Origin of the sequence: Parabacteroides sp. An277 (assembly GCF_002159645.1) — a bacterium.
GTDB lineage: Bacteria > Bacteroidota > Bacteroidia > Bacteroidales > Tannerellaceae > Parabacteroides.
In genome coordinates this window covers 63,215-87,932 of the sequence record NZ_NFJB01000007.1, presented here as the reverse complement: position 1 = coordinate 87,932, position 24,718 = coordinate 63,215, and the positions used below count along the sequence as shown (strand labels likewise).

General features: G+C 45.9%; 22 protein-coding genes and 1 pseudogene. 10 read left to right on the top strand and 13 right to left on the bottom strand.

From position 1 onward, the window contains the following. Positions 1–2 precede the first annotated feature (2 nt). Entirely contained in the window at positions 3–1,034 is a 1,032-nt protein-coding gene (locus B5F77_RS04400; protein WP_087328294.1) for an efflux RND transporter periplasmic adaptor subunit, read from the bottom strand. A 212-nt stretch (positions 1,035–1,246) separates the two neighbouring features. Between B5F77_RS04400 and B5F77_RS04395 the strand changes: the two genes are divergently transcribed. Next, positions 1,247–2,212 (top strand): helix-turn-helix domain-containing protein, encoded by a 966-nt coding sequence (locus B5F77_RS04395; RefSeq protein WP_087328208.1) that lies wholly within the window; start codon positions 1,247–1,249, stop codon positions 2,210–2,212. Here B5F77_RS04395 and B5F77_RS04390 read toward each other — a convergent pair. The 3 genes from B5F77_RS04390 to B5F77_RS04380 all read right to left on the bottom strand — a co-directional run bounded on the left by B5F77_RS04390 (position 2,149) and on the right by B5F77_RS04380 (position 3,957). Next, positions 2,149–2,589 (bottom strand): RNA-binding S4 domain-containing protein, encoded by a 441-nt coding sequence (locus B5F77_RS04390; RefSeq protein WP_087328203.1) that lies wholly within the window; start codon positions 2,587–2,589, stop codon positions 2,149–2,151. The two genes, B5F77_RS04395 and B5F77_RS04390, sit on opposite strands and share 64 nt — an antisense overlap. Before the next feature lie 114 nt (positions 2,590–2,703). Then, complete coding sequence (gene pth / locus B5F77_RS04385; protein ID WP_087328201.1) at positions 2,704–3,267, bottom strand: aminoacyl-tRNA hydrolase; 564 nt, start codon at positions 3,265–3,267, stop codon at positions 2,704–2,706. A gap of 105 nt (positions 3,268–3,372) precedes the next feature. Then, positions 3,373–3,957, bottom strand: coding sequence for a 50S ribosomal protein L25/general stress protein Ctc (locus tag B5F77_RS04380; protein ID WP_087328198.1), 585 nt, complete (start codon positions 3,955–3,957; stop codon positions 3,373–3,375). A gap of 208 nt (positions 3,958–4,165) precedes the next feature. Here B5F77_RS04380 and B5F77_RS04375 point away from each other — a divergent pair, with 208 nt between their 5' ends. Next, the gene (locus tag B5F77_RS04375; protein WP_087328195.1) at positions 4,166–5,053 is read left to right on the top strand and encodes a helix-turn-helix transcriptional regulator; all 888 of its coding nucleotides are present in this window, start codon (positions 4,166–4,168) and stop codon (positions 5,051–5,053) included. On the opposite strand, the gene B5F77_RS04370 is transcribed toward B5F77_RS04375, so the two are convergent. From B5F77_RS04370 to B5F77_RS04345, 5 genes are all read right to left on the bottom strand, one after another. Continuing rightward, positions 5,050–5,586 carry a DUF308 domain-containing protein gene (locus tag B5F77_RS04370; RefSeq protein WP_087328192.1) on the bottom strand — a complete coding sequence of 179 codons (537 nt, stop codon included), beginning with the start codon at positions 5,584–5,586 and terminating at the stop codon, positions 5,050–5,052. The two genes, B5F77_RS04375 and B5F77_RS04370, sit on opposite strands and share 4 nt — an antisense overlap. Positions 5,587–5,733: 147 nt before the next feature. Beyond that, positions 5,734–6,114 carry a hypothetical protein gene (locus B5F77_RS04365; protein WP_140392810.1) on the bottom strand — a complete coding sequence of 127 codons (381 nt, stop codon included), beginning with the start codon at positions 6,112–6,114 and terminating at the stop codon, positions 5,734–5,736. A gap of 119 nt (positions 6,115–6,233) precedes the next feature. After that, positions 6,234–6,578 carry a hypothetical protein gene (locus B5F77_RS04360; protein WP_087328186.1) on the bottom strand — a complete coding sequence of 115 codons (345 nt, stop codon included), beginning with the start codon at positions 6,576–6,578 and terminating at the stop codon, positions 6,234–6,236. A 400-nt stretch (positions 6,579–6,978) separates the two neighbouring features. After that, positions 6,979–9,282, bottom strand: a complete 2,304-nt coding sequence (locus B5F77_RS04350) for a DUF3987 domain-containing protein (RefSeq protein ID WP_162607950.1) — start codon at positions 9,280–9,282, stop codon at positions 6,979–6,981. Between the two features lie 369 nt (positions 9,283–9,651). Further along, positions 9,652–9,876: a DUF4248 domain-containing protein gene (locus B5F77_RS04345; protein WP_087328179.1), complete on the bottom strand. Its 225-nt coding sequence runs from the start codon at positions 9,874–9,876 to the stop codon at positions 9,652–9,654. A 154-nt stretch (positions 9,877–10,030) separates the two neighbouring features. Between B5F77_RS04345 and B5F77_RS04340 the strand changes: the two genes are divergently transcribed. The 5 genes from B5F77_RS04340 to B5F77_RS04320 all read left to right on the top strand — a co-directional run bounded on the left by B5F77_RS04340 (position 10,031) and on the right by B5F77_RS04320 (position 17,422). After that, entirely contained in the window at positions 10,031–10,450 is a 420-nt protein-coding gene (locus tag B5F77_RS04340; RefSeq protein ID WP_087328177.1) for an HU family DNA-binding protein, read from the top strand. A 302-nt stretch (positions 10,451–10,752) separates the two neighbouring features. Continuing rightward, positions 10,753–11,433, top strand: a complete 681-nt coding sequence (locus tag B5F77_RS04335) for an ABC transporter ATP-binding protein (protein ID WP_087328174.1) — start codon at positions 10,753–10,755, stop codon at positions 11,431–11,433. Positions 11,434–11,576: 143 nt separating this feature from the next. Continuing rightward, positions 11,577–13,928, top strand: coding sequence for an ABC transporter permease (locus B5F77_RS04330; protein ID WP_087328171.1), 2,352 nt, complete (start codon positions 11,577–11,579; stop codon positions 13,926–13,928). Positions 13,929–13,945: 17 nt separating this feature from the next. Beyond that, complete coding sequence (locus B5F77_RS04325; protein ID WP_087328169.1) at positions 13,946–16,312, top strand: ABC transporter permease; 2,367 nt, start codon at positions 13,946–13,948, stop codon at positions 16,310–16,312. Positions 16,313–16,774: 462 nt separating this feature from the next. Further along, positions 16,775–17,422: a DUF5715 family protein gene (locus tag B5F77_RS04320; protein ID WP_087328167.1), complete on the top strand. Its 648-nt coding sequence runs from the start codon at positions 16,775–16,777 to the stop codon at positions 17,420–17,422. 77 nt (positions 17,423–17,499) lie between these two features. Here the strand turns inward: B5F77_RS04320 and B5F77_RS04315 are convergent, their stop codons facing one another. The 4 genes from B5F77_RS04315 to B5F77_RS04300 form a co-directional block, all read right to left on the bottom strand. Continuing rightward, complete coding sequence (locus B5F77_RS04315; protein WP_087328164.1) at positions 17,500–18,063, bottom strand: manganese efflux pump; 564 nt, start codon at positions 18,061–18,063, stop codon at positions 17,500–17,502. Positions 18,064–18,146: 83 nt separating this feature from the next. Further along, complete coding sequence (locus B5F77_RS04310) at positions 18,147–19,097, bottom strand: glycosyltransferase family 2 protein (protein WP_087328160.1); 951 nt, start codon at positions 19,095–19,097, stop codon at positions 18,147–18,149. Between the two features lie 20 nt (positions 19,098–19,117). Beyond that, on the bottom strand, positions 19,118–19,621 hold the full coding sequence (locus B5F77_RS04305) for a DUF4199 domain-containing protein (RefSeq protein WP_087328157.1): 504 nt from the start codon (positions 19,619–19,621) through the stop codon (positions 19,118–19,120). Positions 19,622–19,805: 184 nt separating this feature from the next. After that, complete coding sequence (locus B5F77_RS04300; protein ID WP_087328154.1) at positions 19,806–20,711, bottom strand: nucleotidyltransferase; 906 nt, start codon at positions 20,709–20,711, stop codon at positions 19,806–19,808. Positions 20,712–21,147: 436 nt separating this feature from the next. Between B5F77_RS04300 and B5F77_RS04295 the strand changes: the two are divergent. From B5F77_RS04295 to dnaA, 3 genes and pseudogenes are all read left to right on the top strand, one after another. Next, positions 21,148–21,999, top strand: a pseudogene (locus B5F77_RS04295) (N-acetylmuramoyl-L-alanine amidase); the annotation flags it as partial. A gap of 60 nt (positions 22,000–22,059) precedes the next feature. Beyond that, the gene (locus tag B5F77_RS04290) at positions 22,060–22,944 is read left to right on the top strand and encodes an MlaD family protein (RefSeq protein WP_087328152.1); all 885 of its coding nucleotides are present in this window, start codon (positions 22,060–22,062) and stop codon (positions 22,942–22,944) included. A gap of 366 nt (positions 22,945–23,310) precedes the next feature. Further along, positions 23,311–24,708 (top strand): chromosomal replication initiator protein DnaA, encoded by a 1,398-nt coding sequence (gene dnaA / locus B5F77_RS04280; RefSeq protein WP_087328147.1) that lies wholly within the window; start codon positions 23,311–23,313, stop codon positions 24,706–24,708. Positions 24,709–24,718: the final 10 nt, after the last annotated feature.

The window sequence follows — 24,718 nt, the reverse complement described above, 5'->3', positions numbered from 1 at the left end:
ACTCAATTTTCAATCTGGATATCCATTTGTTCACTTACCTTTTGTTGTCCCTCCACCAACACCTCGTCGCCGACGGAGATACCCGACAAAACCGTGACGCCCTCCTGTACGAACGGGCCCATCTCAACTATCCGCTTATGCGCCTTTCCACTTTGATGCACCCAGACAAAAGGATGGTTCGCGTGGTCCAACTGGACAATCCGGCTGGGCAATACAATAGCCGAATCCCTTTCCTCCGCTTTCTCCAGGTAAAGCTCACAGATCATGCCGGGCATGAGTTCCCCTGAAGGATTATCGACCAACGCCTTCACCTCATACGACCGTGATAAGGGATCCGCCGCGATTCCCTTTTCCACCACTTTCCCCTCCAGGAGCTTTCCCCCTAAAGCCGATACGGAAATACGAACCGCCTGCCCTAAGTCCACCTGGGAGATTTCGTTCTCCGGCACCGAGATACGCACTTTCACCGGACTGACGGTCACTAACTTCACGACCGGGATACCCGGCATCACATTTTGGCCGACCTCTACATGCTTCTCCGAGATAACGCCCGAGAAGGGAGCATACAGCCTACCGTCCTCCAGATTCTTCCGCGAGATACGTTCCATCGATTGCGCTTGCTTCAGTTTGCTTTGCACTTCTACCCATTGGATATCCGGCAAACTATGGTTATCGTGCAGCTGTTTCATACGCTGATAGACATCCTCCGCCTGAACGAGCGAAGCGGAAGCCGCCTCATACGCATGACGTAAGGTCGACTCGTCCAATGCGGCAATCAATTCCCCCTGCTCGACGTGCTGTCCCGCCGAGACCCGTATCTGCTCGAGGGTTCCTGCTACCGGAAAACTCAATGTCGAGCCGACCGATTCCTCAATCGTACCTGAAAACTCCCGCCCCTGATGAATAGGAACGGACTCAACCCTCATGATTTTCACTTTTACCGGACGTGATTCCGTTGTGGCCGGTTGCTTACATCCCGTCGCCCAACACACGAGGGAACACAAGACCAGTAAGTCATAATACTTCATCTTCATATTTGTTCTCATTTGCTTGATACTAAACTTTTGGTTGCAAAAATGAGGATAAATCATCTATCCCTTGTGTTCTAAAAGTACGATATAGCGTAACTATAATTCACCCAGAACCCAACATCCGAATATAAGACAACTATTTAAGATTTGTAGAACAGATTCCTTGCCCCTTAAAGAACTATTTTTGCGGACAAATTGAACAAGGAAGAAAAATTATGGATAAGAAAGAGGACATTAAACAGGTTAGTTTCGATCAAATAGAAGACCATATTCAAGACGTGGATTACATGGATGGGAACATCGCGTTTCATTCCGACATACGAGAGATTCCTCTCAAAGACGGCGCCTTTAAAACGGATATGTATACGATAGCCGTCTGTATCACGGGAAAACTGCAAGTGGAAATCAATACGGTACCCTACACCATCCAGCAGAACCACCTCCTGATATGTCTCCCGAACGACCTGGTCTGCAACTGTATGCTGAGCCCTGATTTCGAGGGAGGCGTATTGCATATGTCGCAAAAGATGGTCATGGAGAGTTTTTCCGATAGCAATTTATGGGACCGGGCGTTTCATTTCGCCAAGAATCCGGTCATCTTTATTAATGAGGAGAACATCCGCTTGTTCCAACTTTACGGAGAGATTATTCAAACGAAAATAAGGAACAAACAGACACTGTTCAGGAAAGAAATCATCCTGTCGCTCGTCAGGGCGGTCATGTATGAATTGCTGGCCAGTGCGGACAACTACACGTCCGACCAAAGCGAGTCGACGAAGCAACGGGATGTCCTTTTCAAACAATTCATCAAACTTCTTTCAGGTTGTAAGGTGAAACCCCGCTATATCTCTTGGTATGCCGACCAATTGTGCGTCACGCCCAAATATTTGTCTACCGTCTGTAAGCAGGTGAGTGGGAAAACCGCTTTCGATTGGATTAACGAATATATGCTGATTGACATTCGCCATCTGCTGAAGAACTCCACCAAATCCATTAAGGAGGTGGCAGATTACCTGGATTTTCCCAGCATCTCCTTTTTCGGGAAATATTGCCGGCAACACTTTGGAATGTCGCCTACCGAATGCCGGAAACAGTTCCGGCAAGAAAACGCGACAAACTATGAATCCTCCTCTTCCGAATCAAAATCGAAATCGAAGTCGAAGTCGTCGGCTGCCTCATAGAAATCGGCACCGGTAAATTGCTCCAACTCGCGCCGGTCTTTCTTCGTGGGCCGTCCCAATCCTTTGGCACGGTTCACGAATCCGGAGATGCGGTTCATTTCTAAAATTTCGTATTGGTCTGGTGTTGTCACGTTCTCCATAAAATTGGGGACCAGTTTGGCACCCATTCGGTTTTCGCTTAGGGCAAGGACTTTGAAAGAGAACGTCACGGGCGGTTTCCGTACTTGGATGACATCTCCTACTTTCACCATGCGCGAGGGTTTGACGTTCACGCCGCCTATCATGACGCGGCCCTTCTTACAGGCATCAGCCGCGATACTGCGCGTCTTGAAGATGCGCACCGCCCACATCCATTTATCTATCCGAACTTCGTTCATATCTTTTTTCCTTTCGCTTTTTGAGGCGAGCCTATGTCCCTACCGCTGTATATCCGGGTAGGTACTTGTGTCCTTCCGGGTAGGTACGGAGCGGGAGTCGGCTTGCTTGTTTATTTATTTGTTGTTATACTGGTTCATGGCAAATTGTACGCCCGAAAGGCAGAAAGCCTTGATAATCTCGACGGCTCTGTCCAACTTTTCGGGCATGGCTTCTAATTCTTCAGGGAGAAACTGACCTAATACGAAATCAATTTGGGCACCTTTGGGGAAGTTATTACCCAACCCGAAGCGCAGCCGGGCATAATTTTGCGTATTCAACATCTGGGCAATGTTTTTCAGTCCGTTGTGCCCCGCATCGCTTCCTTTGGGTTTGAGGCGCAACGTCCCGAACGGAAGTGCCAAATCGTCTACGACCACCAATAGGTTTTCTACCGGAATATTCTCTTTCTGTAGCCAATAGCGGATGGCGTTTCCGCTCAAATTCATAAAAGTATTTGGCTTCAACACGACCAGTTCGCAGTTTTTGACGCGCACGCGGGCAATCGCTCCGTACCGCTCTTCGCGGAATGTGCCACCACACGCTTCTACCAAGCGGTTCACGACGCGGAAACCTATATTATGGCGTGTACCTAAATATTCTGGTCCGATGTTTCCCAATCCAGCAATTAAATATTTCATCTTTCAATTAATCTCTTTTCTCGATAAAAAAAGGGCTTATTCTCACGAATAAACCCTCATACTTTTCACAATTTATAAATATGAATCTCTTATGAAATTATCTTATTAAGCTTTAGCTTGAGCTCCACGAGCGGCACGCGTCAACTGAACAGCACAAACGACTGCATTCTTCGCGTTCATGATTTCCAATCCTTCGAAATGGATATCGCCTACTTGCATTGTCTTACCCAAGCCTAAGTTATCTACATTGATAATCAATCTTTCAGGAATATCCGTATAGTTGGCTTTAACTTTCAACTTACGCATCTGGAGCTGTAACTTACCACCGGCTTTTACACCTTCCGCATGACCTTCCAATACGACCGGAACTTCCATTACGATAGGCTTTTCTGGGAATACTTCCAAGAAATCGATATGCAGGATAGCATCTGTTACCGGGTGGAATTGGATTTCTTTCATCACAGCCATTTTCTGTACGCCGTCGATAGTCAATTCGATAGCGAAAATGTCTGGCGTATAGATTAATTTGCGTACGTCACTCTGTGTTACAGCGAAGTGAACAACTTGTTCTCCACCATACAATACAGCTGGGATTTCACTCTGGTTGCGCATTGCTTTCAATGCTCTCTTCTGATCTGCCGAACGAACGGCGATTTCTCTTGTCTTGCCTGTTAATTGAAATGTTTTCATTTTACTTTGTTAAATGTGTTACTCAAAATTAGAGTTACTCAGTTTGTTAATACATTCTAATTTTCCCATCACACGCGAGAAAACGGTGCAAAAGTAGCTCTTTTTTTCGCACGTGCCAAATTTTTTAGTCTTTTTCTTCGGGAAGTTTCTTATCTTTTCCGTATGTTTGTGCCCTTGGAATGAATGAAAAATTAAAGATTGGATTGGTATGATAGAATTGCCTATTATTGAGTTCGAACGATTAAAACAGCTTTTGCCTGGAAGCACGAGTTTCCAAAACGACCTTTTGTTGGCCGACTTAGATGCAGATTTCACGTATACATCTGGGTTAATACGGACAAATGCGCTGCAGGTGTTATTGTTGCGCAAGGGGTCGCTCAAGATAAATATTGATTATAAAGCTTATGCGATCCAACCGGATACGATGGTAGTCATTATGCCGACGCATATCGTACAGATACAGGAAATCAGTTCCGACTTCAAAGGGAGGTTGTTAATCATTTCGCATTCGTTTCTTCAACAAACGATGCACCCGGGCAATTCCTCGCCTACCATTAAATATATGACGATCCGCAAGAATCCCTGCGTGAAACTTCTTCCGCGTGAGACGGAAGTACTTTATGATAACCTGGCGGTGCTCCGTGCCAAGATGGGGCTTCGGCATCATAACTTGCATCGTGCCTTGTTGCAGAACGTCATTTTAGGCTTCTTTATTGAGATAGGAAATATCTTTTACGACCGCAAGGAGTTTGCTACTCCCCCCGCATTAACCCGCAAAGAGGAACTCTTCGAGTCGTTTCTTAAGCTTTTGTATACCCATTGTCGCGAACAACATGTGGTTTCTTTTTATGCGGATCATCTATTAATTACGCCTCAATACCTTTCGCTTGTATTAAAAGAACTGAGTGGGCAATCGGCCAATAAATGGATAGACGATGCGCTCTTGCAGGAATCCAAACTCTTGCTTAAAGCGCCTCAAGCCTCTATCCAAGAGGTGGCCGATGCGTTGCACTTTTCCGACCAAAGCACGTTTGGGAAGTTCTTCAAGCGGCGTACCGGCATGTCGCCCATGGAGTATCGCAAGTCTCCCAACTAATCCAGCTGGATGTATCTATATTTCCGAAACTTAAACCAGTTTACCAGCTCGTTCGCGCCATATACCAAGATGGCAATGCCAAAGAGCATGAGCGTGTTGGCAATGACGCCCATGGGATATACCAGAATGAGGATGCCCGTCAGCAAAATGAGCGACGGAAGGATATAAAACATCGCCCCGACCGTTCGCCATTTACGGGCAGAGATGAGCCATATAATCTGTTGTAGGCCGGCAATCACCAGAATCGCGCCCAACACATACATTAATATGTTGACAAAAAACGCTGGCATGAAGAGCAACCAAATGCCCAGCAAGATGCTTCCCAACCCATCGAACGGGAAAAACATCGGGGTCATCACGTCGTTCCGGCTTCGCAAGAAATAACTGACAATCGTAAAAATCCCAGGCAGCAAGAACCCTGCACCAATCACCATAATCATATAGATCACAGCCGTTTCTGGCCATAAAATAAGTGCTAATCCTAACAGGATTGCAAAAATACCTCGCCAAATGGCGTTGTTCAAACTTTTCATCTTCGTTTCCTTTCGTTACTTTCTTATCATAACAACGAGGGTGGGGGAAAGGTTGTGGGATTTTAGTGATATATATATGTTATATTATGGGATACCCCCCGTAGGAGAGATGGATGGAGTTGCCTTTTTCCCTACAAGGGGAGAACTTTAGTATTCTTCCACGTTATACACCCAAATCATATCACTATACTCTATATAGAGTTGTATCATATCGGGGTGATATTGAGATCTTAGCCGGAGGATACAGATCAAACCATCGTCGTCCACGCATCGCATCACGACCGACTTTCCGTTTTCGTCGTAACGCGCAGTAGGTAGCATCTCTGAAATAGCATAGTCTTGCGTCTCTTTTGAAAAGATAAGAATCCGATGAGTGTTAAAGTTGACAGATATATCGATGTTGCAAGCTTTCCAGTCGGTCCAGTCGGACCAGCCTCCCCAGCTATCTTTTACTTTGTAAGATATCCCAAACGCTTTCAGTCGAAAAGACTGTGCATGTGTCACCAGCGGTATGAAACAAAGTACCATAAAAATAAGCCTAACAATAACTTGTTTCGTTGAAGTTCTCATGACGATATCCTCCCTATTTTTAGTTTGTATATATTCTGTTTCTTTCTTATCTTAACAATGGAAGTAGCAATAGATTTTTACTTCTTGTTTCCTCTAAGAAATATAAAAATCATTACCAAAGGTATCAATAGATAAAATGAGCATATTGCACAAATTATCATCGCAATATTAATAATACAAATAAAACATCCAACTCCTCCCCCTTCTATGCTTCCTTGGTCATTTCTGAATAAATTTGATAAAAAACCTGATACCCCAAAAAGGATGACCGCTGCGATAGCGAAATATAAAGACGTTTCCCATCCAAAGAAAAGTACAGGACCATCATCATATCTACTCCAATCAATCCCTGCGTATGCTGTTATAGAAGATAACAACAAAGGAATTGTCATCAAAAATCTTATGCATTTTCTGTTATTCATGTTCTAAAAACGTGTCCTTCACAGCTCCCAAAAAGACTTGTTTAAAAGGTTACATAAACACGAAGCGTGGAACTGTATGCCACACTCCTCTGTGTACAGGCCCTGAGAAAACCTTCGGAAAAGATGTGGGTATAACAGCCCCACGCGTATGCGCAGGAGCCATCATATCATCTCTTGTTTCCTTTGTTTTTTGAAGTTTCTCAGGCTTCGTACACACAAGAAGAAGACATAACGCTTCGTCTATTTTCAAACTATCCATGAGCTTCCCAAACGGGACACTTCCCTCGCTCATGCTACAAAGGTATAAAAGATCCCCGGCAAACTTCCAAACTTTTTTGGGAAATATTTTGCCGGGGATAAATCATTTAGCCGTACAGTCGCACTTTAGGCTGCTGGGCTGCTAAGGCTGCTTAGGTGCGTCAGCTTCGGGAGCAGGTTTCAGTTTGACCCACTTGCCGTTTTCGCACTTTTCAAGCAGGCCTTTTTCCCGCCAGTAGTGCAACGCCTTCTTCCAAGAGTCCTTTCGCTTGCCATACTCCAGGCAGAGCTGGAGCCCTTCGCTGTACTTGAACACATCGGGCAGCTGTTCGATGAACTGGTCGCGCCAGTCTTTGCGCAGGTGCATCGGTTTCCGTCCGCTCGCTTCACTCAACATGCTTTGCAGCGCAAGGGTATGCTCCAGCGAAGTTTCCACTGTCAGGCAGGCTGCCCGGAAGCTCTTGTCGTCTATCGTGAGATACCCCGTAGAGAAAGGGTTGAGCTCAGCATCTCCACCCGTTTCAAAGAAACGTACCGCCGACAGGATAGCCGCGATGCGTATCACCTTCGCCCGCATACGGATGATGGTGCTCTCCTCGTAGGGCGTATCCGAACTATCTTCCAGTTGCTTCTTGATAAGCGAGTTCAGCTTGTTTGTGTGCTTTTCGCTCAGTACCCAACGCATAGGCGTGTTGTGGTTTGCTTGCGAGGCAGCCAACTGTTCGTAACGCTCTTGGAGTCCGGCCTTCTCCTGTTCTTTCAGCGCATCTTCGCTTTCGATGTAAACGAGTTTTTTATACTTAACCTTCTCCGGCATCACATAGCCCAAGAGACGCGACGTCAGCCCGTTCTCGTTCGTCTCGAAAGCGTTAAAGAACTGGCCTTTCGTTCCGGTCATGCTCAACTGGAGCTTGGGCGCTTTCACGACGATGTTGCCTGCCGTCTTTGTGCTGCGCAACACATCTTCGCCTTCATACGCTTTGTTTAGGATAGGGTCGTAGCCACCTGTATCGCGGTTTTTGTTAGCCTTTGCCATCGCGTTCATCTCGCTATCGTGTTGCAGCAAAGGATACGCACCGTTGTCGCGCAGTTGTTCTACGAACTTGGCCAGCGTGATGTCTCCACCTACGCGGTGTGCTGGTTGCGTATCGTTGCCTTCGTAGTACTGCTGCAGATGATGTTCCCATAAAGCCGAAAGGAACTGGATAGACGATACGGCACCCTTTCCCGAAGCTGGTTTGCCTACCACCGTTGCATAGACTGCAGGATAAACCCACTTGCCTTCATAGACTTCCGTGTTGTTGAGCGCAGCACCCAAAAGTGGCAACAGACCGATGACGACGGCATCCGCTTCATGCACTTCCCTTTTCTCCAAGTTCAGTACATCGGTAAAGAAGGTAGGCAGAAGCTCATACACCTCTTTCGGAAGTACCGGCAGCTCGATGTCTTTTTCCAAAACATCTATAGCAGCCTCAGCAGCCAAAGCAGCCTTGCCAAGATAGGTAGCCCCCTTGAAGAGGGCTTCATCTTTTTTTGACGCAAACTGGTCGGCATATTTACGGTACACAAAAGAAAAGGTATTGCGGAACTCTTCCTCCGTCTGCCCGGTACGGCTTCCAAACTGCTTCCAACACAGGTCTACGACTTCAGCTTCGGCGTAACCGCGCGAGTTGCACATACCTGCCAAACCTGCGGTAGGCGTTGCTGTACTGCCTTTTACCAACCCTGCCATCTTTGCGTTGAAGTAACGCTCCAGGTCTGCCATAAAGAGGCGGATGTCAGGTTTGTTGCATACGCCCCTTCTCGGTACATCTTTCCTACGGGGGGTCTGCACGGTTTGCTTCACCTCCTCGCTAAGCACCATCGACTCTGCGTCCCAGTTTACATAAAGCTCAGGGTCATGATTAAAAAAGCAGAGACGGGATACGTCTTTACATACTTTGTCCAGCTCCAGCCCAGGGATAGCCATGTCTTTGATGACTTGCCGCTGCGCCGGTTCGATGTTTTCCTTAAACGTACCGCTATCTGGCAGTGCGATTAAAAGATGGACACCGTTGCGAGACAGAGAGCGCCAAGCAAAAACAACATACGAAAGCGTTTTCGCCTTCTTCAAGACCTCTTGGCACACATCTTCCGGAAGGTGGTCGAAGTCTATCAAGGCTGCGCCTGTTTCTGCTATACAGCAGCTGATAGCACGTCTTTCGCGGAAGAGTCCCGCAGGTGTAAAGGCTGGCATTTTGCCTTTCCAGTGGTCATACGCCTGCTTTTTACCCTGTTTCAACATAGCATACGCCGTCTTGGTGTAGCCTAAAACCCTTCCCTGCAGAAAGGTGCATTTGGGGTTGCAGATGATGTCCGCAACTTGTTCTAAAGTCAGGTCGCCTGAGGGAGCACTGACTCTTTTGTCTTCGAACCATGACACTTGCACGGTGCGAAGACTTGGCATTGAAATTTTTTCTTTCATAAAAAAGAATTTAAAAAAGGTTTATAAAATTATTATCACGTGCTCCTCGACTTATCACGTGATGATTAGTAAAAAAGCCACTGCCAGTTCGAGGAGGATTATCAGCACTACCCTTAAAAACATTATTAGAACGACCTCTAACTTCATCATTACCAACAGGAGGTCTCTTACCTTTAGCAGTAGCATTAATAACTTAAATATCTCTATCTCTTAGCTAAGAGAGACGATGCAAGTATACAAGATTCATCATTTACATCCAAATATTGGTTCACATTTTAGTATATTTTAATATATAAATAGCTATGTATCTATAAAAACATAGGCACCTATTTCTATATAGGTAAGGACTTATCACGGCTCGCCCAGGTACTCCACCATCCGTTGTACCTGAAGCGGTGTAAGTACTTTTTGCCCGCGTTGCCAACCTGCTAGCTGCAGGGCTTCAGTAAGGGAAGGGTTCTGCTTCACCCACGCAGAGAGCCGTTTGCCAGCCGATTCGGGCGTGAGGTTCGGGGCATAGCATACAGCCAACTCCTGCCAACCGTAGGCACGTATTTTAAATTCGTTTATCGTCATAACTCATTCTTTATATGTCTCTAAGATATGGAAAAACAGGGAGATATGCAAACCTATGCACCGCTATTTTCGGCTATCTTCACATTCCTTCACAGGGAGTCTGGCATGTTTCGTACCTTTACATCGTAAACCAAAAGATAGGAGGAAACAGATTATGTCATTGATGTATCATTTAGTGCAACGCCCCGACAAGTCGGAAGGGGCAGCCGAGGATGCCAAGTTGTATTACGGACAGGTGCGCGTAAGGCAACAGATTACGTTCGACCAACTGTGTGAAACGATTGCCGACCGCTCGACGGCCTCGAAAGGAGACGTGCAGGTGGTGCTTGATGGGCTCATCCATGTGCTCAACCAGCAGCTCCAAAACGGGAACTCTGTGCAGATGGGCGACTTCGGGAGCTTTCGCATGAGCTGTGGTTCGAGGGGTGTCATCAACAAAGAGGACTTCGATACCTCGCTCTTCAAGAAAGGGAAGATTATCTTCACGCCGGGTGCCAAACTGAAGAACATGGCTGCCCAGCCCAAGTTTGAGCGCATCGAAGTAGTGAAGGAGGCAGACGACGGGACGGTATAGACCGTGAGCGCAGCGGCTCGGTAGAGTGTCAAAAAATTGGACAGTGGTGTCAAATTTTTTGACACTTTTCTGTTTGTTAAGGAGTGTTACTGCGTTGGTTATTATGTGTTTATCTTGTTTGGCACGATATTTGCTTGATTTAAGGTGAGAAAAATAAAATGGAAGAAATAAGAATCCGATTATTCGCAACCATTTGCCCACGGGATGCGTCTTATCTGGTAGGCAGGGTCGGATACGGTCGGTTTGCATGAGGAATAAATGGATTTAGATAATAGTAATAACATTATAAATAGATTGAGATTATGATTAAGATTGAAGGACTTTGTAAGTCATTCCGTACGGAAGAAGTAGAAACGATTGCGTTGAACCAAGTGTCGTTGGAGGTGAAGGATGGGGAGTTTGTTGCCATCATGGGTCCCTCGGGTTGCGGTAAATCTACGTTGTTGAACATCCTGGGTTTGCTGGATAACCCGACGGCGGGCGATTATTTCCTTGGCTCGCAAGAGGTGGGCCACCTGAAGGAGAAGGAGCGTACGCAGGTGCGCAAGGGAAACATCGGTTTCGTGTTCCAGAGCTTCAACTTGATTGACGAGCTGAACGTGTTCGAGAACGTGGAACTGCCCTTGACCTACCTCAACGTCAAGGCGCCCGAACGCAAGCAGCGCGTGAAGGAAATCCTCGACCGCATGGACATTAGCCACCGTGCGCAGCACTTCCCGCAACAGCTCTCCGGTGGTCAGCAACAGCGCGTAGCCATCGCCCGTGCCGTAGTTTCGAATCCGAAAATCATCCTCGCCGATGAGCCGACGGGTAACTTGGACTCGAAGAACGGTGCCGAAGTGATGCAGCTCCTGACCGAACTCAACAAGGAGGGCACGACCATCGTGATGGTAACGCACTCGCGCCACGACGCCGGGTTCGCGCATCGCATCATCAACCTCTTCGACGGGCAGATTGTCAACTCCGTATCGGAGTTCATCTAATTCCAAGAGGCGGCTTGCTCTAAGGTCTCAAGCAGGGTTGCTCTAAGGTCTTGAGCAGAGCTGCTCTGAGGTTTCGAGCAGGGTTGTTCTGAGGTCGGGAGTATATAAGTAACGCATTAAGTAATGACGAAAAAGATAAATCTATGAGACTGATAATACGAAACTTCATCCGCATCTTCCAGCGGTTTCGGTTGGCCATGACGTTGAATATCTTGGGACTCTCGGTCGCCTTCATCGCCTTTATGCTGTTGATGATGCAATGGGATTACGACCGGCAGTTTGACCGGCACGACCCGAATGCCGATAAGATATATCGTATCGACGCGCTTTGGCAAGGAAGTCAGGTGGCACTTGCCAGCCGGCCTATGGCAGAGATGTTCATGCAATCGTCTCCGCACATTTTGAAGGGTTGCTTGCTGAACTTCCCAGAAGATAATACCTTTCAGATAGACCGAGACGGCACGCAGCACATGTTTAGGGAGACGTTTATTTCCGTCACGCCTGAAATCTCTGACGTGTTCCATTTTAATATGGTAGAAGGCGATACGAAATCGATTGTCGACGAGAGGCAATGCCTTATTCCGCAAAGCATGGCGCAACGATGGTTTGGACACGAATCGGCGGTGGGCAAAATGGCGGTCTGCAACGGCCAGTCTCTTACCGTGGGTGGTGTGTATCGTGACTTTCCAGGCAATTCATCGTTGCGCAATGCCGTTTACGTTTCGATGGGCGATGAGAATAAGAACGAATGGGGCAATATGAATTACACGTTTTACGTGCAGACGGACTTTACCGATGTGGCAGAGTTATACCAGCTGCTCGATACCTTTATGCAGCGCGAAGAACTGACCGGAAGCAAAGGTATATTCGAGCAAATGGGTGTGGATATCAAACTGACAGCATTGGCATTACCCGAAATCCACTCGTTTGGTCCTGTGTTGTACGACAGTACGCCGCGGGCCACACGGCAGACCGTAATTGTGATGATTTCCATTGCTATTATTATTTTGGTGATTGCCGGCATCAACTTTACGAACTTCAATACCGCCATATCTCCCTTGCGCATGAAAAACATCAATACGCAAAAGGTCCTGGGTGCGACGAGTGGCGAATTGCGAAGAGCGTTGATTATAGAATCTGTCTTGGTGAGCCTGTTCGCTTTTGTATTGGGTGTGCTTATCTTATGGAATCTGGAAAAAACAGGTATTAATCAGTTGGTGAAAGCGGACATCCATGTATGGCATCATCCCTATTTACTGTTGATTTCGGCAGGCATTGCGACTTTGGTGGGTGCGTTGGCAGGAGCCTATCCGGCTTACTATACGACCTCGTTCGCTCCGGCATTGGTACTGAAGGGTTCGTTCGGTCTCTCTCCGAAAGGAAGAATGTTGCGCAGTTTGTTGATGAGCGTCCAATTCGTGGCTTCGTTTACGTTGATTATCGCAGCCGCCTTTATGTTCTTACAAAATCGCTATGCGAAGACGACTTCACTGGGTTTTGACAAGGAGATGTTGATTCTATCCGATATGAACGAACAAACAATTAAAGAACGCAAAGTATTGCAGGATAAATTGCTGGGCCATCCTGAAATCGTAGGTGTCACATTTGCTCAAAACCAAATAGGTAATAAAGAAGATATTTATCCTAATTGGGGGCGCGAATACCAGGACCATCAGATTACGTATAATGCGCTTGTCGTGGCTGATAATTTCAACACCGTGATGGGCATTCAGCCATTGGAAGGACGGAGTTTCCGCGAAGGTGATGGACGAGGTGCCGGCGTTTATTTGATTAACCGTCGTATGGCAGACGAATATGACATGCAAGTCGGAGACAAAATTAATGATGCAGAAATTATCGGTATTGTTCCGGACTTTATCTATCGTTCGATGCGTTTGGGTAATGTGCCGACGGCGATGTTAGCGATGGATGAAAATGGAAACTTCGGGAGCCCGTATCAATATTTATATGTAAAGGCCGCTTCCGGAACCGATTTAAGTACAATGTTGCAGATTGTTCGCGACGAACTGAACGCCATCAGCCCGGATTATCCGTTCGACGTGCGCTTCTTCGACGATGTGCTGAACCAACTCTACGAGGACGAGCAGCGGTTTACGACGCTCATCACGCTCTTCAGTCTCCTCGCGGTGTTCATTTCGGTAGTGGGCGTGTTCGGATTGGTGGTGTTCGACAGCGAATCGCGTCGTAAAGAGATAGGCATCCGCAAGGTATTAGGCTCGACGACGGGCGAAATCCTCCTGATGTTCAACAAGAGCTACGTCTACATCCTGCTGATTTGCTTCATCGTGGCCTCACCCTTGGCGTGGTACGCCGTCGACGGCTGGTTGCAGAACTTTGCTTACAAGATACCTATCTATTGGTGGGTCTTCCCGCTCGCCTTCCTGCTGGTCTCTGCGGTCACATTGCTAACGGTAACGTACCAAAACTGGCACGCAGCAAATGAGAATCCGGTGAATAGCATCAAGAACGAATAAACTAAAAGAATAAGAATATGAGACTGATAATACGAAACTTCATCCGCATCTTCCAGCGGTTCAAGTTGGCAATGACGCTCAACATCTTAGGGCTATCGATAGCCTTTACCGCCTTCATGATTATCATGATGCAGTGGCGGTACGACACGACGTTCGACAAGGATACCCCGAATGCAGACTGTATCTATCGGGTGGATGTGTTGGATTCATTTGGTATGCGCCAAGCAGCCACGTCAAGTTTGCCGATGGCGAATGTATTTATTCAATCCTCGCCGCACATTGTGGCAGGAGGGATGATGGTACAATATCCAGGAACTACCTATATGAAGGTAGAAGGAATGCAAAGCAATATACAATCTTTTAAGGAACAGGTCATTGCTTGTACGCCTGGCATTACGGGTGTTTTCCAGTTCGATATGTTGGAGGGGGCGGCAGATGCGTTGCAAGTGCCCGACCAAATCTTGATTCCAGAGAGTTTGGCTCGGAAGATGTTTGGCGACGAGTCGGCATTAGGCAAACGGTTCGATACCGATTTGACGCGCTTCAAAGAGAATGGCATCTATTATGTGGGCGGTGTCTTTCGGGATTTCCCGGAGAACAGCCTGCTTTCGAACCGTCCCTATATCTCTATGAACGATTATGGTAAAGACGAATGGGGGACAATGACCGGCGCTTTGTATGTCCGCTTGGATTCGCCGGAAGCAGCAGAGGGTTTGATGGACAACTTCGACCGCTATGCCAAGCAAATCGGCCTGGAGGAGATGATAAACAATAGTAGATATGGTGGCTCTATGTATAAAATGACATTGGAACCGCTGCTTGGATTACACTTTGCGAATGACATCATGTATGATTTCACCCCGAAGGCAAACCGCATGACCGTCTATTTGCTTTTCTCCATCGCGTGGGTCATCCTGATTATCGCCGCTATCAACTTTACTAACTTCAACACCGCCCTTTCGCCCATCCGCATGAAGAGCATCAACACGCAGCGGGTATTGGGTAGCACGGTAGGAGAGTTAAGACGGAACCTGACGATTGAGACGGTGCTTGTTTCCTTCTTTGCCTATATTCTTTCGGTTTACTGGTTGTATTTGGCAGAAAGATTAGGCTTGGGTGCGTTGATTACTGCCGAGCTTTCTGTATGGCAGAACGTTGGTATTGTGCTGCTGACCGGTTTGATTTCATTGCTCTTGGGTGCGGTGGCAGGTGTTTATCCGGCTTACTATATGACCTCGTTCCAACCCGCCCTCGTGCTGAAAGGCTCGTTCGGGCTGTCGTTGGCAGGCAGGCGGTTGCGCACGGTGCTGATGAGCGTGCAGTTCATTACCGCCTTTGCCCTTGTCATTGCCTCCATCTTCATGTCTTTGCAGAACCGGTTCATGCGGACGACTTCGTTAGGGTATGACAAAGAGAATATCCTCATTGTCGACCTCAGTCCGAAAGCACAAGCGTCCTATGAAGCAGTGCGTTCCGACTTGCAGAAGCAGGCAGGCATCGAAGGCGTATCCTTTGCCAGCGTGGTCTTGGCTTCGGGCGATAACTTCCCTTCGTGGGGACGCGAATACAACGGCAAGGCGGTCGAGTTCAATATCCTGCATGTTGATCCTTCGTTTTTGAAGCTGATGAATATCCCCATCTTGGAAGGGCGCGACTTCCTGCCTGGCGATAGTGTGGGGCGTGGTTCATTCATCATGAATAAAGCGATGAAAGACAAGTATGAAATACCGGTAGGGGCGAAACTCAGCAATACCTGGCCAATCGTGGGCGTTGTCCCGAATATCCGTTTTGCCTCCTTGCGTTCGGAGGTCGAGCCGATGGCCTTCTACCTTTCTGATTGGGAGATGCCTTACGCCTACATCAAGACCGCGCCGGGCGTGGATATGTATACCGTCCGCGAAGCCGTCGAGAAGACCTTGGCGCAGTTCGATAGCTCTTACCCCTCGAACGTCCGCTTCTTCGACACGATGCTGGAGACGACTTACCAGACGGAACGCAACTTCACGACGCTCATCACCCTGTTCAGCCTCCTCGCGGTGTTCATCTCCATCGTCGGCGTGTTCGGCATGGTGGTGTTCGACAGCGAATACAAGCGGAAAGAGATTGGCATCCGCAAGGTATTGGGGTCGACTACGGCAGAGATATTGGTGCTTTTCAACAAGAGTTACGTGAAAGTGCTCGTCCTCTGTTTCGTCGTGGCGGCTCCCTGTGCGTGGTACGGCATCCACGTTTGGCTGCAGAACTTTGCTTACAAGATACCTATCTATTGGTGGGTATTCCCGCTCGCATTCCTCTTGATTGGTTTGATTACGGTGGCAACCGTGACGTACCAGAACTGGCACGCAGCAAACGAGAACCCGGTGAATAGCATCAAGAACGAATAAACTATTATGCGTTAACCTGGAAACCACACGGAAAACCACAGGTTAGTACGTTTCTCCCTGAGCTGCTCCGCTTTCCTGCTGGGGCGGCTCTTTTTTTCTAAACCATCGGACTAATTTCCCAAAAGATACGACCTAAAAATAGAAAAGATAGGAGGAAATCTTTATCTTTAAGTTGCAGATACATATCTTTAGGCTGCAGATATGTATCTTTAAGTTGAAGATATGTATCTTTAGCCTAAAGATAGAGATTTTGTCGGATGTTATAAAGTTTTGGAAAGGGGGAATTCTTTTTTCCCTCCCTTTTCCTGAAGAAGTTCAGCCGGGATAGTTCTTTCCATATGTTTTCCATTGCCTAAGGCGGAAGCCTGTTTTTCTCTCTCGATTGCTTGGCATAGCGGCAAGAAACGTTTACCTTTGTGTCCGAATTTATCCGGAATAGGAAGAAATAAGGATTAGTATCGCATGAAACATATTGGAATTTCTTTATTGATAGGCGCTTTTAGCCTGATGACACTCTTGCCCTCATGTAAAGAGGAGCGCGGACCGCTGAAACGGATTTGGTATGATGGTAGTTACAATCGCGATTTCAACGACATGAATGATGTCCAGCTGGCGATGGCGAAGAAGATTGGTATCCAACCCGCTACGACGCGGGAAGAGGCCGAAGAGGCGTTGCACAAAATGGAAAAGGTGGAGACGAACGAGTATTATGAGGTGGAAGAGCTGACGCACTCTATCCCATATCTGATTCCTTCGGCAGCCGAGTTGCTGGAAGATATCGGACGGAATTTCCAAGATACGCTACGCCATCGCAATGCTTCGCTCTATAAGATAAAGGTGACAAGCGTTACACGAACGATAGACGATGTAAAAAAGCTCCGCAAACGTAATACGAATTCGTCGAAGAACTCGACGCACCAATACGGTACGACCTTCGACATTTCGTGGGTACGTTATACCAAAGTGGACGAGAGTGATACGTTGAATATAGACAAAGACCGTCTTAAGATGGTGCTAGCCATGGTGCTCCGCGATTTAAAGCGAGACGACCGTTGCTATGTGAAACATGAACGTCGTCAAGGTTGTTTCCATGTGACGGTGAGGGAATAACTACCCGCTGAAATATAAGAAGAGGCATGAAGTTTCCTGTTGGGAATTGAAAGGGAAAACCTCGTGCCTCGCCGTGTTTAGTTTAAGAATAAATGCTCGATAAGGATTTTCACTCCGATGCCAATAAGGATAAGGCCACCGATAAGGTCGAGCTTCAAGTTTACTCGATTTCCCACTTTGCTCCCGAAACAGACGCCAAAGGAGGCGAATAGGAACGTTACCAAAGCAATAATCAAGACAATCTGGGATAAAGAACTCTTCAAGAGAGCCAACGACACGCCGACAGCCAATGCGTCGATGCTGGTTGCCACCCCCAATCCGCATAATGTTTTCAAGCAAAGAGGATTCATACGCTCCGTTTCTTCCTTATGGCTGAGGCTTTCCCAAACCATTCGTCCACCCAAATAGAGCAAGAGACCGAAAGCTATCCAATGGTCGAATGCTTCAATCAACTTCAAGAAGCTATAACCAAGCAAATAACCTACCAACGTAAACAAGGCTTGGAAGAAAGCCAATACGCTTGCAATCTTTGCTACACGCCATACGGTACATTGGCGGATAATGGCACCACTCGTCACGGATACCGCCAAACTATCCATCGATAGTCCGACGGCTAATAGTATAATCTCAATCAAAGACATATAAGACGATGTTTTTTCATAGACAAAGGAGATAGGGCCATTGGTCATTAGGCTTTATACCCTATTCTCCATAGTCTTTTGTTTTAAATTTCCTCTGCAATCTTGTACTTGTTTCGGTTAGGCGAATTGCGCGAGATGAGTTCGCCAATAAAACCCGCGAGGAACATTTGCGTCCCCAGAATCATACCTGTCAAGGCAATATAGAAATAGGGCGAGTTGGTCACGAGCCGTAGCGGCGTTCCGGCCCAGAGCGATACCATTTTGGCACCCAAAACGATAATCAGCGAAATAAAGCTCACGAAAAACATTACGCTTCCCCAAAAACCAAAGAAATGCATGGGCTTCTTTCCAAACTTGGAGGTGAACCAGAGTGTGATAAGGTCCAGATATCCATTCACGAAACGATCCAGTCCGAATTTCGTTTTGCCGTATTTGCGAGCTTGATGGTGTACCACCTTTTCGCCAATCTTCGAGAAGCCAGCAATCTTCGCCAAATAGGGAATATAACGGTGCATGTCGTTGTAAATTTCGATATTCTTCACTACCACATTCTTGTAGGCTTTTAGTCCACAATTGAAATCATGCAGGTTATGAATACCTGATACTTTGCGCGCTGTAGCATTGAAGAGTTTCGTTGGGATAGTTTTCGAGAGCGGGTCATACCGTTTCTTCTTCCAGCCAGAGACGAGGTCGTAACCCTCTTCGGTAATCATGCGGTAAAGTTCAGGGATTTCGTCGGGACTATCTTGCAAGTCGGCATCCATGGTAATGACTACGTCGCCCTCTGCCCGTTGGAAACCGCATTGCAATCCCGGTGATTTGCCATAATTGCGGCGGAAGCGGATACCGCGTACCACGTCTGATTGTTTTCGGAACCCTTCGATAATCTTCCACGAATCATCTGTGCTTCCATCGTCTACGAAAATGACTTCGTACGTGAAATGATGCTCTTCCATCACACGTTGAATCCAAGCGAAAAGCTCCGGGAGCGATTCGGCTTCATTGTATAAAGGAATGACTACTGATATATCCATTTTCAAATTTTAATTTTCCATTACCCTTTGCGGCACACCAACGCAGCGACCGGCAGGGAAAAGATGATACCATATAATATATTGTTCAGAATACCTTGCAACGCCATTTGGATAGGGGAGAAACTCATCGACGCAATAGCACGCATGGTCTCTGGGCTTGCTTGCATCTCTTGGAGTGTCGCGAGAGCTTGACTGACAGCATTTGCTACATAGTCGGGCGGAGCTACATACCGATAAAATACGTAATGCATCACCGAAACAATCAATGCGGCAAAGAAATAGACCAGTACGCCGAAGCGCCAAGCCTGTCCAAATGTGATTTGTCCGCCCAAATCCGCCTTATACCGTTTCGTCAACACATAGCCTACATACGGTACCGCTAACGACAACAACCAATAGACCACCGCCATCAGCGGATGCGAGAGGCTGAACATATTAAACACATACTTCACTACCCAATACGCCCCCATTGCAAGTCCGTACGACATGGCGGCAGGCAGCAACGCGTTGTTCTTCTCTGTCATAAATCTTTTTTTCTATTTGTCCGCAAAATTACGTTTTTTTGTCTATACGAACAATATAAATAGGCATTACTATGCGTAGATAATATGAAAAGCGCAGAACATCACTGATTTAAATATGAATCAGGAAGCTCTGCGCTTGGTTTGTTTTACCTGTGTCTTTCAATAGGGACACATTTTCTTTTCTTTATTGGAACAACTTATTGGGATATTCTCCGGCATCTACCAATGCTTGGATTTTATCTACTACGCCTTGGCGGTCGGCTGCGTAAGTAACGCCAAACCATTTCGAAGTCGTATCCAATACTTTGACGGTGGCGATACCTTTCGTAATAAGTTCGTTTACCATCAGTGGGATGAAGTATTCGCACTTCAGGTTATCGATGTTTTTCTTTAGGAATTCTACGAAATAATCTTCCGAGTATTGGAAATAATCTGGCGTGAAGCCCCACATGTTCATCGAAACAGGCGTGTTTTCTTCAAGTACCACCTTCTGGCCGTTCTCGTCGATGAATTGAATGTCACCATCGATACGTTCGATGGCTGTCCGTTCTACGACACCTGTCAGATAGCCTTCCGCATTCGTCTCGCAAACACCACGTGCGACAGAACCACTTTCGCTTAACGTATTACCTACGCGGTAACCCACCATGCAGTATTCGTTCTTTTTCCCGGCTGCTTCCGAAAGCCATTTCCCGATAACTGCAAAACTATCACGTCCGTAGAAGTCGTCGGCATTAATAACGGCGAACGGTTCTTTGATGACGTCCTTTCCCATCAGCACGGCGTGGTTCGTTCCCCATGGCTTTTGGCGTCCTTCCGGACAAGTAAAACCGGCGGGCAAGTCGTTCAAGTCTTGGAATACGACTTCTACAGGAATATGGTTTTCGTATTTGGAAACGATTTTCTCGCGGAAATCTTGTTCGAAGGATTTGCGAATGACGAATACTAATTTCCCGAAGCCGCCGCGGATCGCATCGAAAATAGAATAATCCATGATGGTCTCCCCGTTAGGACCCAGTCCGTCCAACTGCTTCAATCCGCCGTAACGGCTTCCCATTCCGGCTGCTAATACAAATAATGTAGGTTTCATGTGTATGATTTGTTTTTTAATGTATATTGTTTTGCGACAAATTTACGATTAAAAGCTGAATCTTGGATGGGTGGGGGCGGATTTATTTCATTCGAAGGGTATTTTTCTTGGTTTGGGAGAAAAAATGGCGAGGTGCCTACGTAAACTTCCGTATGTACTTATTAAATCTTCACGTATCGACGATGTTTGTATAAATATCGCCGATATTTGTATATCTTTAGTCTAAAGATACAGAAATATCGTCGATACGTAAAGAATAGATAGGCACCGTCGGAAGTTTTTCCGCCAGTCATTTTCCTTTTCCTCCGTTATCTTCTTTAATCATTTCTAAAAATCAGGCAGGGAAATGATGGGTCGATATAAAAAAACATTACCTTTGCCCTCGGAAATGATAAGTTAATGTATAGAAGTGGTTCGTTATTACCTTATATATATAATGGCATTGCTGGCTTGGAGTACGGTTTTCCCGGCTACGGCAAAGGATTTTACGGTCGTTATCGACGCGGGTCATGGCGGTAAAGATCCGGGTGCGCGTGGGCGAATCATCCAAGAGAAGGCGATAAACCTCGGCATTGCTTTGAAATTGGGCAAGCTGATTGAGGCGAACCATGAGGATGTACGCGTGGTTTATACCCGTAGTTCGGACAAATTTGTGGCTTTGGATGACCGGGCGGAGATAGCCAACCGATGCAAAGCCGACTTGTTTATTTCCATCCATACCAATTCGGTGGCGAAAGGAGGCGCAGTGCAGGGTACGGAGACTTATACGTTGGGTTTGGCCCGCACGGACGAGAATTTGGCGGTAGCTATGCGCGAGAATGCTGTTATCCTTTTAGAGGAAGATTATCAGCAGCGTTATGAAGGTTTTGATCCGAACTCGTCGGAGTCGTACATTATTTTCGAGTTTATCCAGAATCGGCATATGGAGCAGAGTATTAGTTTGGCATCTGACATCCAGCGGTGTTTCTCGGAGGCTAAAAGGGAAGACCGGGGGGTACGGCAAGCTGGTTTTTTGGTGTTGCGTAAGACAAGTATGCCAAGCGTATTAATCGAAGTGGGTTTTATTTCGAATCGAACGGAAGAGCGTTACTTGGCTTCGGCCGAAGGACAACAACGTTTGGCCAAAGCGATATCGGATGCGTTTGATCGATATAAACATACGTTTGACACGCGACAGGCTGCATCGGGAGTTGGCGAAGCTAATCAGTCGGCGATGAAGGCGAAAGCCTCCGGAAAGAAACTTCCTCCGGCAGGAAGCGAAGAGGATATATTGATGCGCAAGCAACAACGTTTGCAAAAACAGAAACAATAAATTAAGTAGAAAACAAAAAGACGAAATAATAAGAAGATGAAAACGAAATTCACCAAGGAAGCAAAGATTGGCATTGTGTCAATCGTCAGTCTGGCTTTATTGTATATCGGAATTAATTACCTGAAAGGGATTAATCTGTTTAAGCCGGTCAACCATTATGAAGTGATATTCACGAATGTGAAAGGAGTCACTATTTCCAGTCCAGTGTATATCGATGGATTCAAAGTCGGACTTGTGCGTGACATCACGTACGATTATGACAAGATGGATAAAATTACGGTCGATATCAGCCTTGAAGACGAAATGCGCATCAATAAAGGTAGCTATATTACCATTGTGAATAGCTTTCTGGGCGGCTCGGAGTTGCATATCCATTTAAATAAATATGTAAACGAGTACTTGAAGCCAGGTGATGAAATTGAAGGACGCATGGCGGAAGAGATGATGCAGTCTGTACAAGAGAAGATATTACCCAGCGTCGAGGCGATGTTGCCAAAGATTGATTCTATTTTAGGTGGTTTGCAGACGTTGATAAACCATCCGGCATTGGCACAATCGCTCAACCATGTAGAGAAGACAACCGCGAATTTGGAAACTTCAACTCGCCAGTTGAACCAACTATTGGCCAACGATGTGCCAGAAATTGTATCTGGATTGAAGACCATTACGGCGAATTTCTCGGATGTCAGTTCGGAATTGAAAACGCTCGACTTGCAAACGACTGTCGAAAGTATCAATGCTACCTTGGCTAGTTTGAAGGTGACGACTGAGAAATTCAACTCGACAGATAACAGCATTGGCCTTTTGCTTAACGACCGCGCTTTGTATGACAATCTCAATAGTACAGCAGACAATGCTTCGAAGCTGTTGTTGGATTTGCGTGAACATCCGAAGCGTTATGTTCATTTTTCTGTATTTTAAAAATTCAGGAAAGAGTAAAAAAACTAAAAAACGACACTGTCTTTCTGTCTTGGACACATTTTTTTCTTCTAAAAAAGGAATGTGTCCAAGTCGTTTGAAAATAAGAAGAATAGAGCTTTCCTCTTTCAGGAAGGTTCTTAAGGACGAAATGACAGAATGTCGCGAAAAGAGCTTTTTGAAGAAAAAAAAGAAAAAGATCACAGTGTAAGTATTTGGAAATGAGCGAATTTTCTTAATTACTTGACTTTTAGAGTGATAAATTTATTTGGAAATACAAAATAAAAAGAGACTTTTTTTTTCGGAATTAATTTTCAAACTTTGTACCGTCAAACAAGTAAATAGTAGGAAGAAGTATTAAGAAAGAAGATGCAGTCTGATTGTCAAATATTGTGGAAGAAGTGCCTTGAGATTATTAAGGATAATTTGTCGGAAGAACAGTTTAATACTTGGTTTCGACCTATTATTCCTTATTCTTTTAATGAGAAGAATGAGTTTCGAATCTTGGTACCGTCTAATTTTTTCGGTGAATATATAGAGGCGAATTTCCAAAAGTTGTTGTTGCCGGTGGTTCGACGTGTGATGGGACCGGAAGTGACGTTGATTTATCGTGTGGCTACAGGAGGCGATGTAACAGACGAAGGTTCGATGATGGATTCGCATGTGGATCCGTCGCCTACGCGGGAAATGCCACATGCGTCAGTACCGAATCTATTTGAACAACGTCGGGCGCAGCAAGATTGGAATTCGTATTTGAATTCGAAATACAGTTTTGATAACTATTTTGAAGGAACAAGTAATAAGGTTGTTCGTTCAGCCAGCGAAGCAATTGCTCAGAATCCAGGTAAGACAGCATTTAATCCCATGTTTATCTTTGGAGCATCTGGAGTAGGAAAAACGCATCTTTGTCACGCAATAGGAAACCGGATTCAAGAATTACATCCGTCAAAAAAAGTCTTATATGTGTCGGCTCATCTCTTTGGTACACAATTTACGGAAGCAGTACGAAAGAATAATGTCAATGATTTCTTATATTTTTATCAAGGTGTAGATGTGTTGATTATTGACGATGTCCAAGAGTTTATAGGAAAAGATAAGACACAAAATACCTTCTTCCATATATTCAATCATTTACACATGCTGAATAAGCAATTGGTTTTGACATCAGATAAACCGCCTGTAGAGTTGCAAGGCATGGAGAAGCGTCTGTTCACTCGGTTGAAGTGGGGATTGATAGCAGAATTGGAACATCCGGATTTGGATTTGCGTCGTAAGATTTTGAAAAACAAAATTACGCACGATGGATTGAATGTACCAGAAGATGTATTCAATTTCATTGCAGATAATGTAACAGAAAATGTTCGAGATTTAGAAGGAATTCTGGTCTCTTTAATGGCGAATGCGTTGGTAAGCAATAAGGAAATTGATCTTTCTCTTACGAAGCGAATAGTCAGCCATTCGGTGCGTTTGGAGCAGAAACAGCTTTCTGTTCAGTCAATCCAAGAAACAGTTTGTAAATATTTCAACTTAGATCAATCTGTTATTCAGACTAATTCTCGTAAGCGAGAGATTGTGCAAGCTCGTCAGATAACGATGTTTTTGGCGAAGAAATATACAGATTGTTCTTTTTCACATATCGGAAAGATTGTGGGAAAGAAGGATCATGCGACGGTGCTTCATGCATGTAAGACAATCAAAGACCAGATGGAAACAAACAAATCGTTTCGGACATCGGTAGAAGAAATTGAAAGTCTGTTGAGAAGTTAATAAGAGTATT

Coding starts and splice junctions, on each gene's coding strand:
- B5F77_RS04340 (WP_087328177.1), top strand. CDS start 10,031: ATGTCATTGATGTATCATTTAGTGCAACGCCCCGACAAGTCGGAAGGG.
- B5F77_RS04365 (WP_140392810.1), bottom strand. CDS start 6,114: ATGGTACTTTGTTTCATACCGCTGGTGACACATGCACAGTCTTTTCGA.
- B5F77_RS04350 (WP_162607950.1), bottom strand. CDS start 9,282: ATGCCAAGTCTTCGCACCGTGCAAGTGTCATGGTTCGAAGACAAAAGA.
- B5F77_RS04335 (WP_087328174.1), top strand. CDS start 10,753: ATGATTAAGATTGAAGGACTTTGTAAGTCATTCCGTACGGAAGAAGTA.
- B5F77_RS04320 (WP_087328167.1), top strand. CDS start 16,775: ATGAAACATATTGGAATTTCTTTATTGATAGGCGCTTTTAGCCTGATG.
- B5F77_RS04395 (WP_087328208.1), top strand. CDS start 1,247: ATGGATAAGAAAGAGGACATTAAACAGGTTAGTTTCGATCAAATAGAA.
- B5F77_RS04400 (WP_087328294.1), bottom strand. CDS start 1,034: ATGAAGATGAAGTATTATGACTTACTGGTCTTGTGTTCCCTCGTGTGT.
- B5F77_RS04375 (WP_087328195.1), top strand. CDS start 4,166: ATGATAGAATTGCCTATTATTGAGTTCGAACGATTAAAACAGCTTTTG.
- B5F77_RS04315 (WP_087328164.1), bottom strand. CDS start 18,063: ATGTCTTTGATTGAGATTATACTATTAGCCGTCGGACTATCGATGGAT.
- B5F77_RS04360 (WP_087328186.1), bottom strand. CDS start 6,578: ATGAATAACAGAAAATGCATAAGATTTTTGATGACAATTCCTTTGTTG.
- pth (WP_087328201.1), bottom strand. CDS start 3,267: ATGAAATATTTAATTGCTGGATTGGGAAACATCGGACCAGAATATTTA.
- B5F77_RS04325 (WP_087328169.1), top strand. CDS start 13,946: ATGAGACTGATAATACGAAACTTCATCCGCATCTTCCAGCGGTTCAAG.
- B5F77_RS04370 (WP_087328192.1), bottom strand. CDS start 5,586: ATGAAAAGTTTGAACAACGCCATTTGGCGAGGTATTTTTGCAATCCTG.
- B5F77_RS04300 (WP_087328154.1), bottom strand. CDS start 20,711: ATGAAACCTACATTATTTGTATTAGCAGCCGGAATGGGAAGCCGTTAC.
- B5F77_RS04290 (WP_087328152.1), top strand. CDS start 22,060: ATGAAAACGAAATTCACCAAGGAAGCAAAGATTGGCATTGTGTCAATC.
- dnaA (WP_087328147.1), top strand. CDS start 23,311: ATGCAGTCTGATTGTCAAATATTGTGGAAGAAGTGCCTTGAGATTATT.
- B5F77_RS04390 (WP_087328203.1), bottom strand. CDS start 2,589: ATGAACGAAGTTCGGATAGATAAATGGATGTGGGCGGTGCGCATCTTC.
- B5F77_RS04345 (WP_087328179.1), bottom strand. CDS start 9,876: ATGACGATAAACGAATTTAAAATACGTGCCTACGGTTGGCAGGAGTTG.
- B5F77_RS04305 (WP_087328157.1), bottom strand. CDS start 19,621: ATGACAGAGAAGAACAACGCGTTGCTGCCTGCCGCCATGTCGTACGGA.
- B5F77_RS04330 (WP_087328171.1), top strand. CDS start 11,577: ATGAGACTGATAATACGAAACTTCATCCGCATCTTCCAGCGGTTTCGG.
- B5F77_RS04310 (WP_087328160.1), bottom strand. CDS start 19,097: ATGGATATATCAGTAGTCATTCCTTTATACAATGAAGCCGAATCGCTC.
- B5F77_RS04380 (WP_087328198.1), bottom strand. CDS start 3,957: ATGAAAACATTTCAATTAACAGGCAAGACAAGAGAAATCGCCGTTCGT.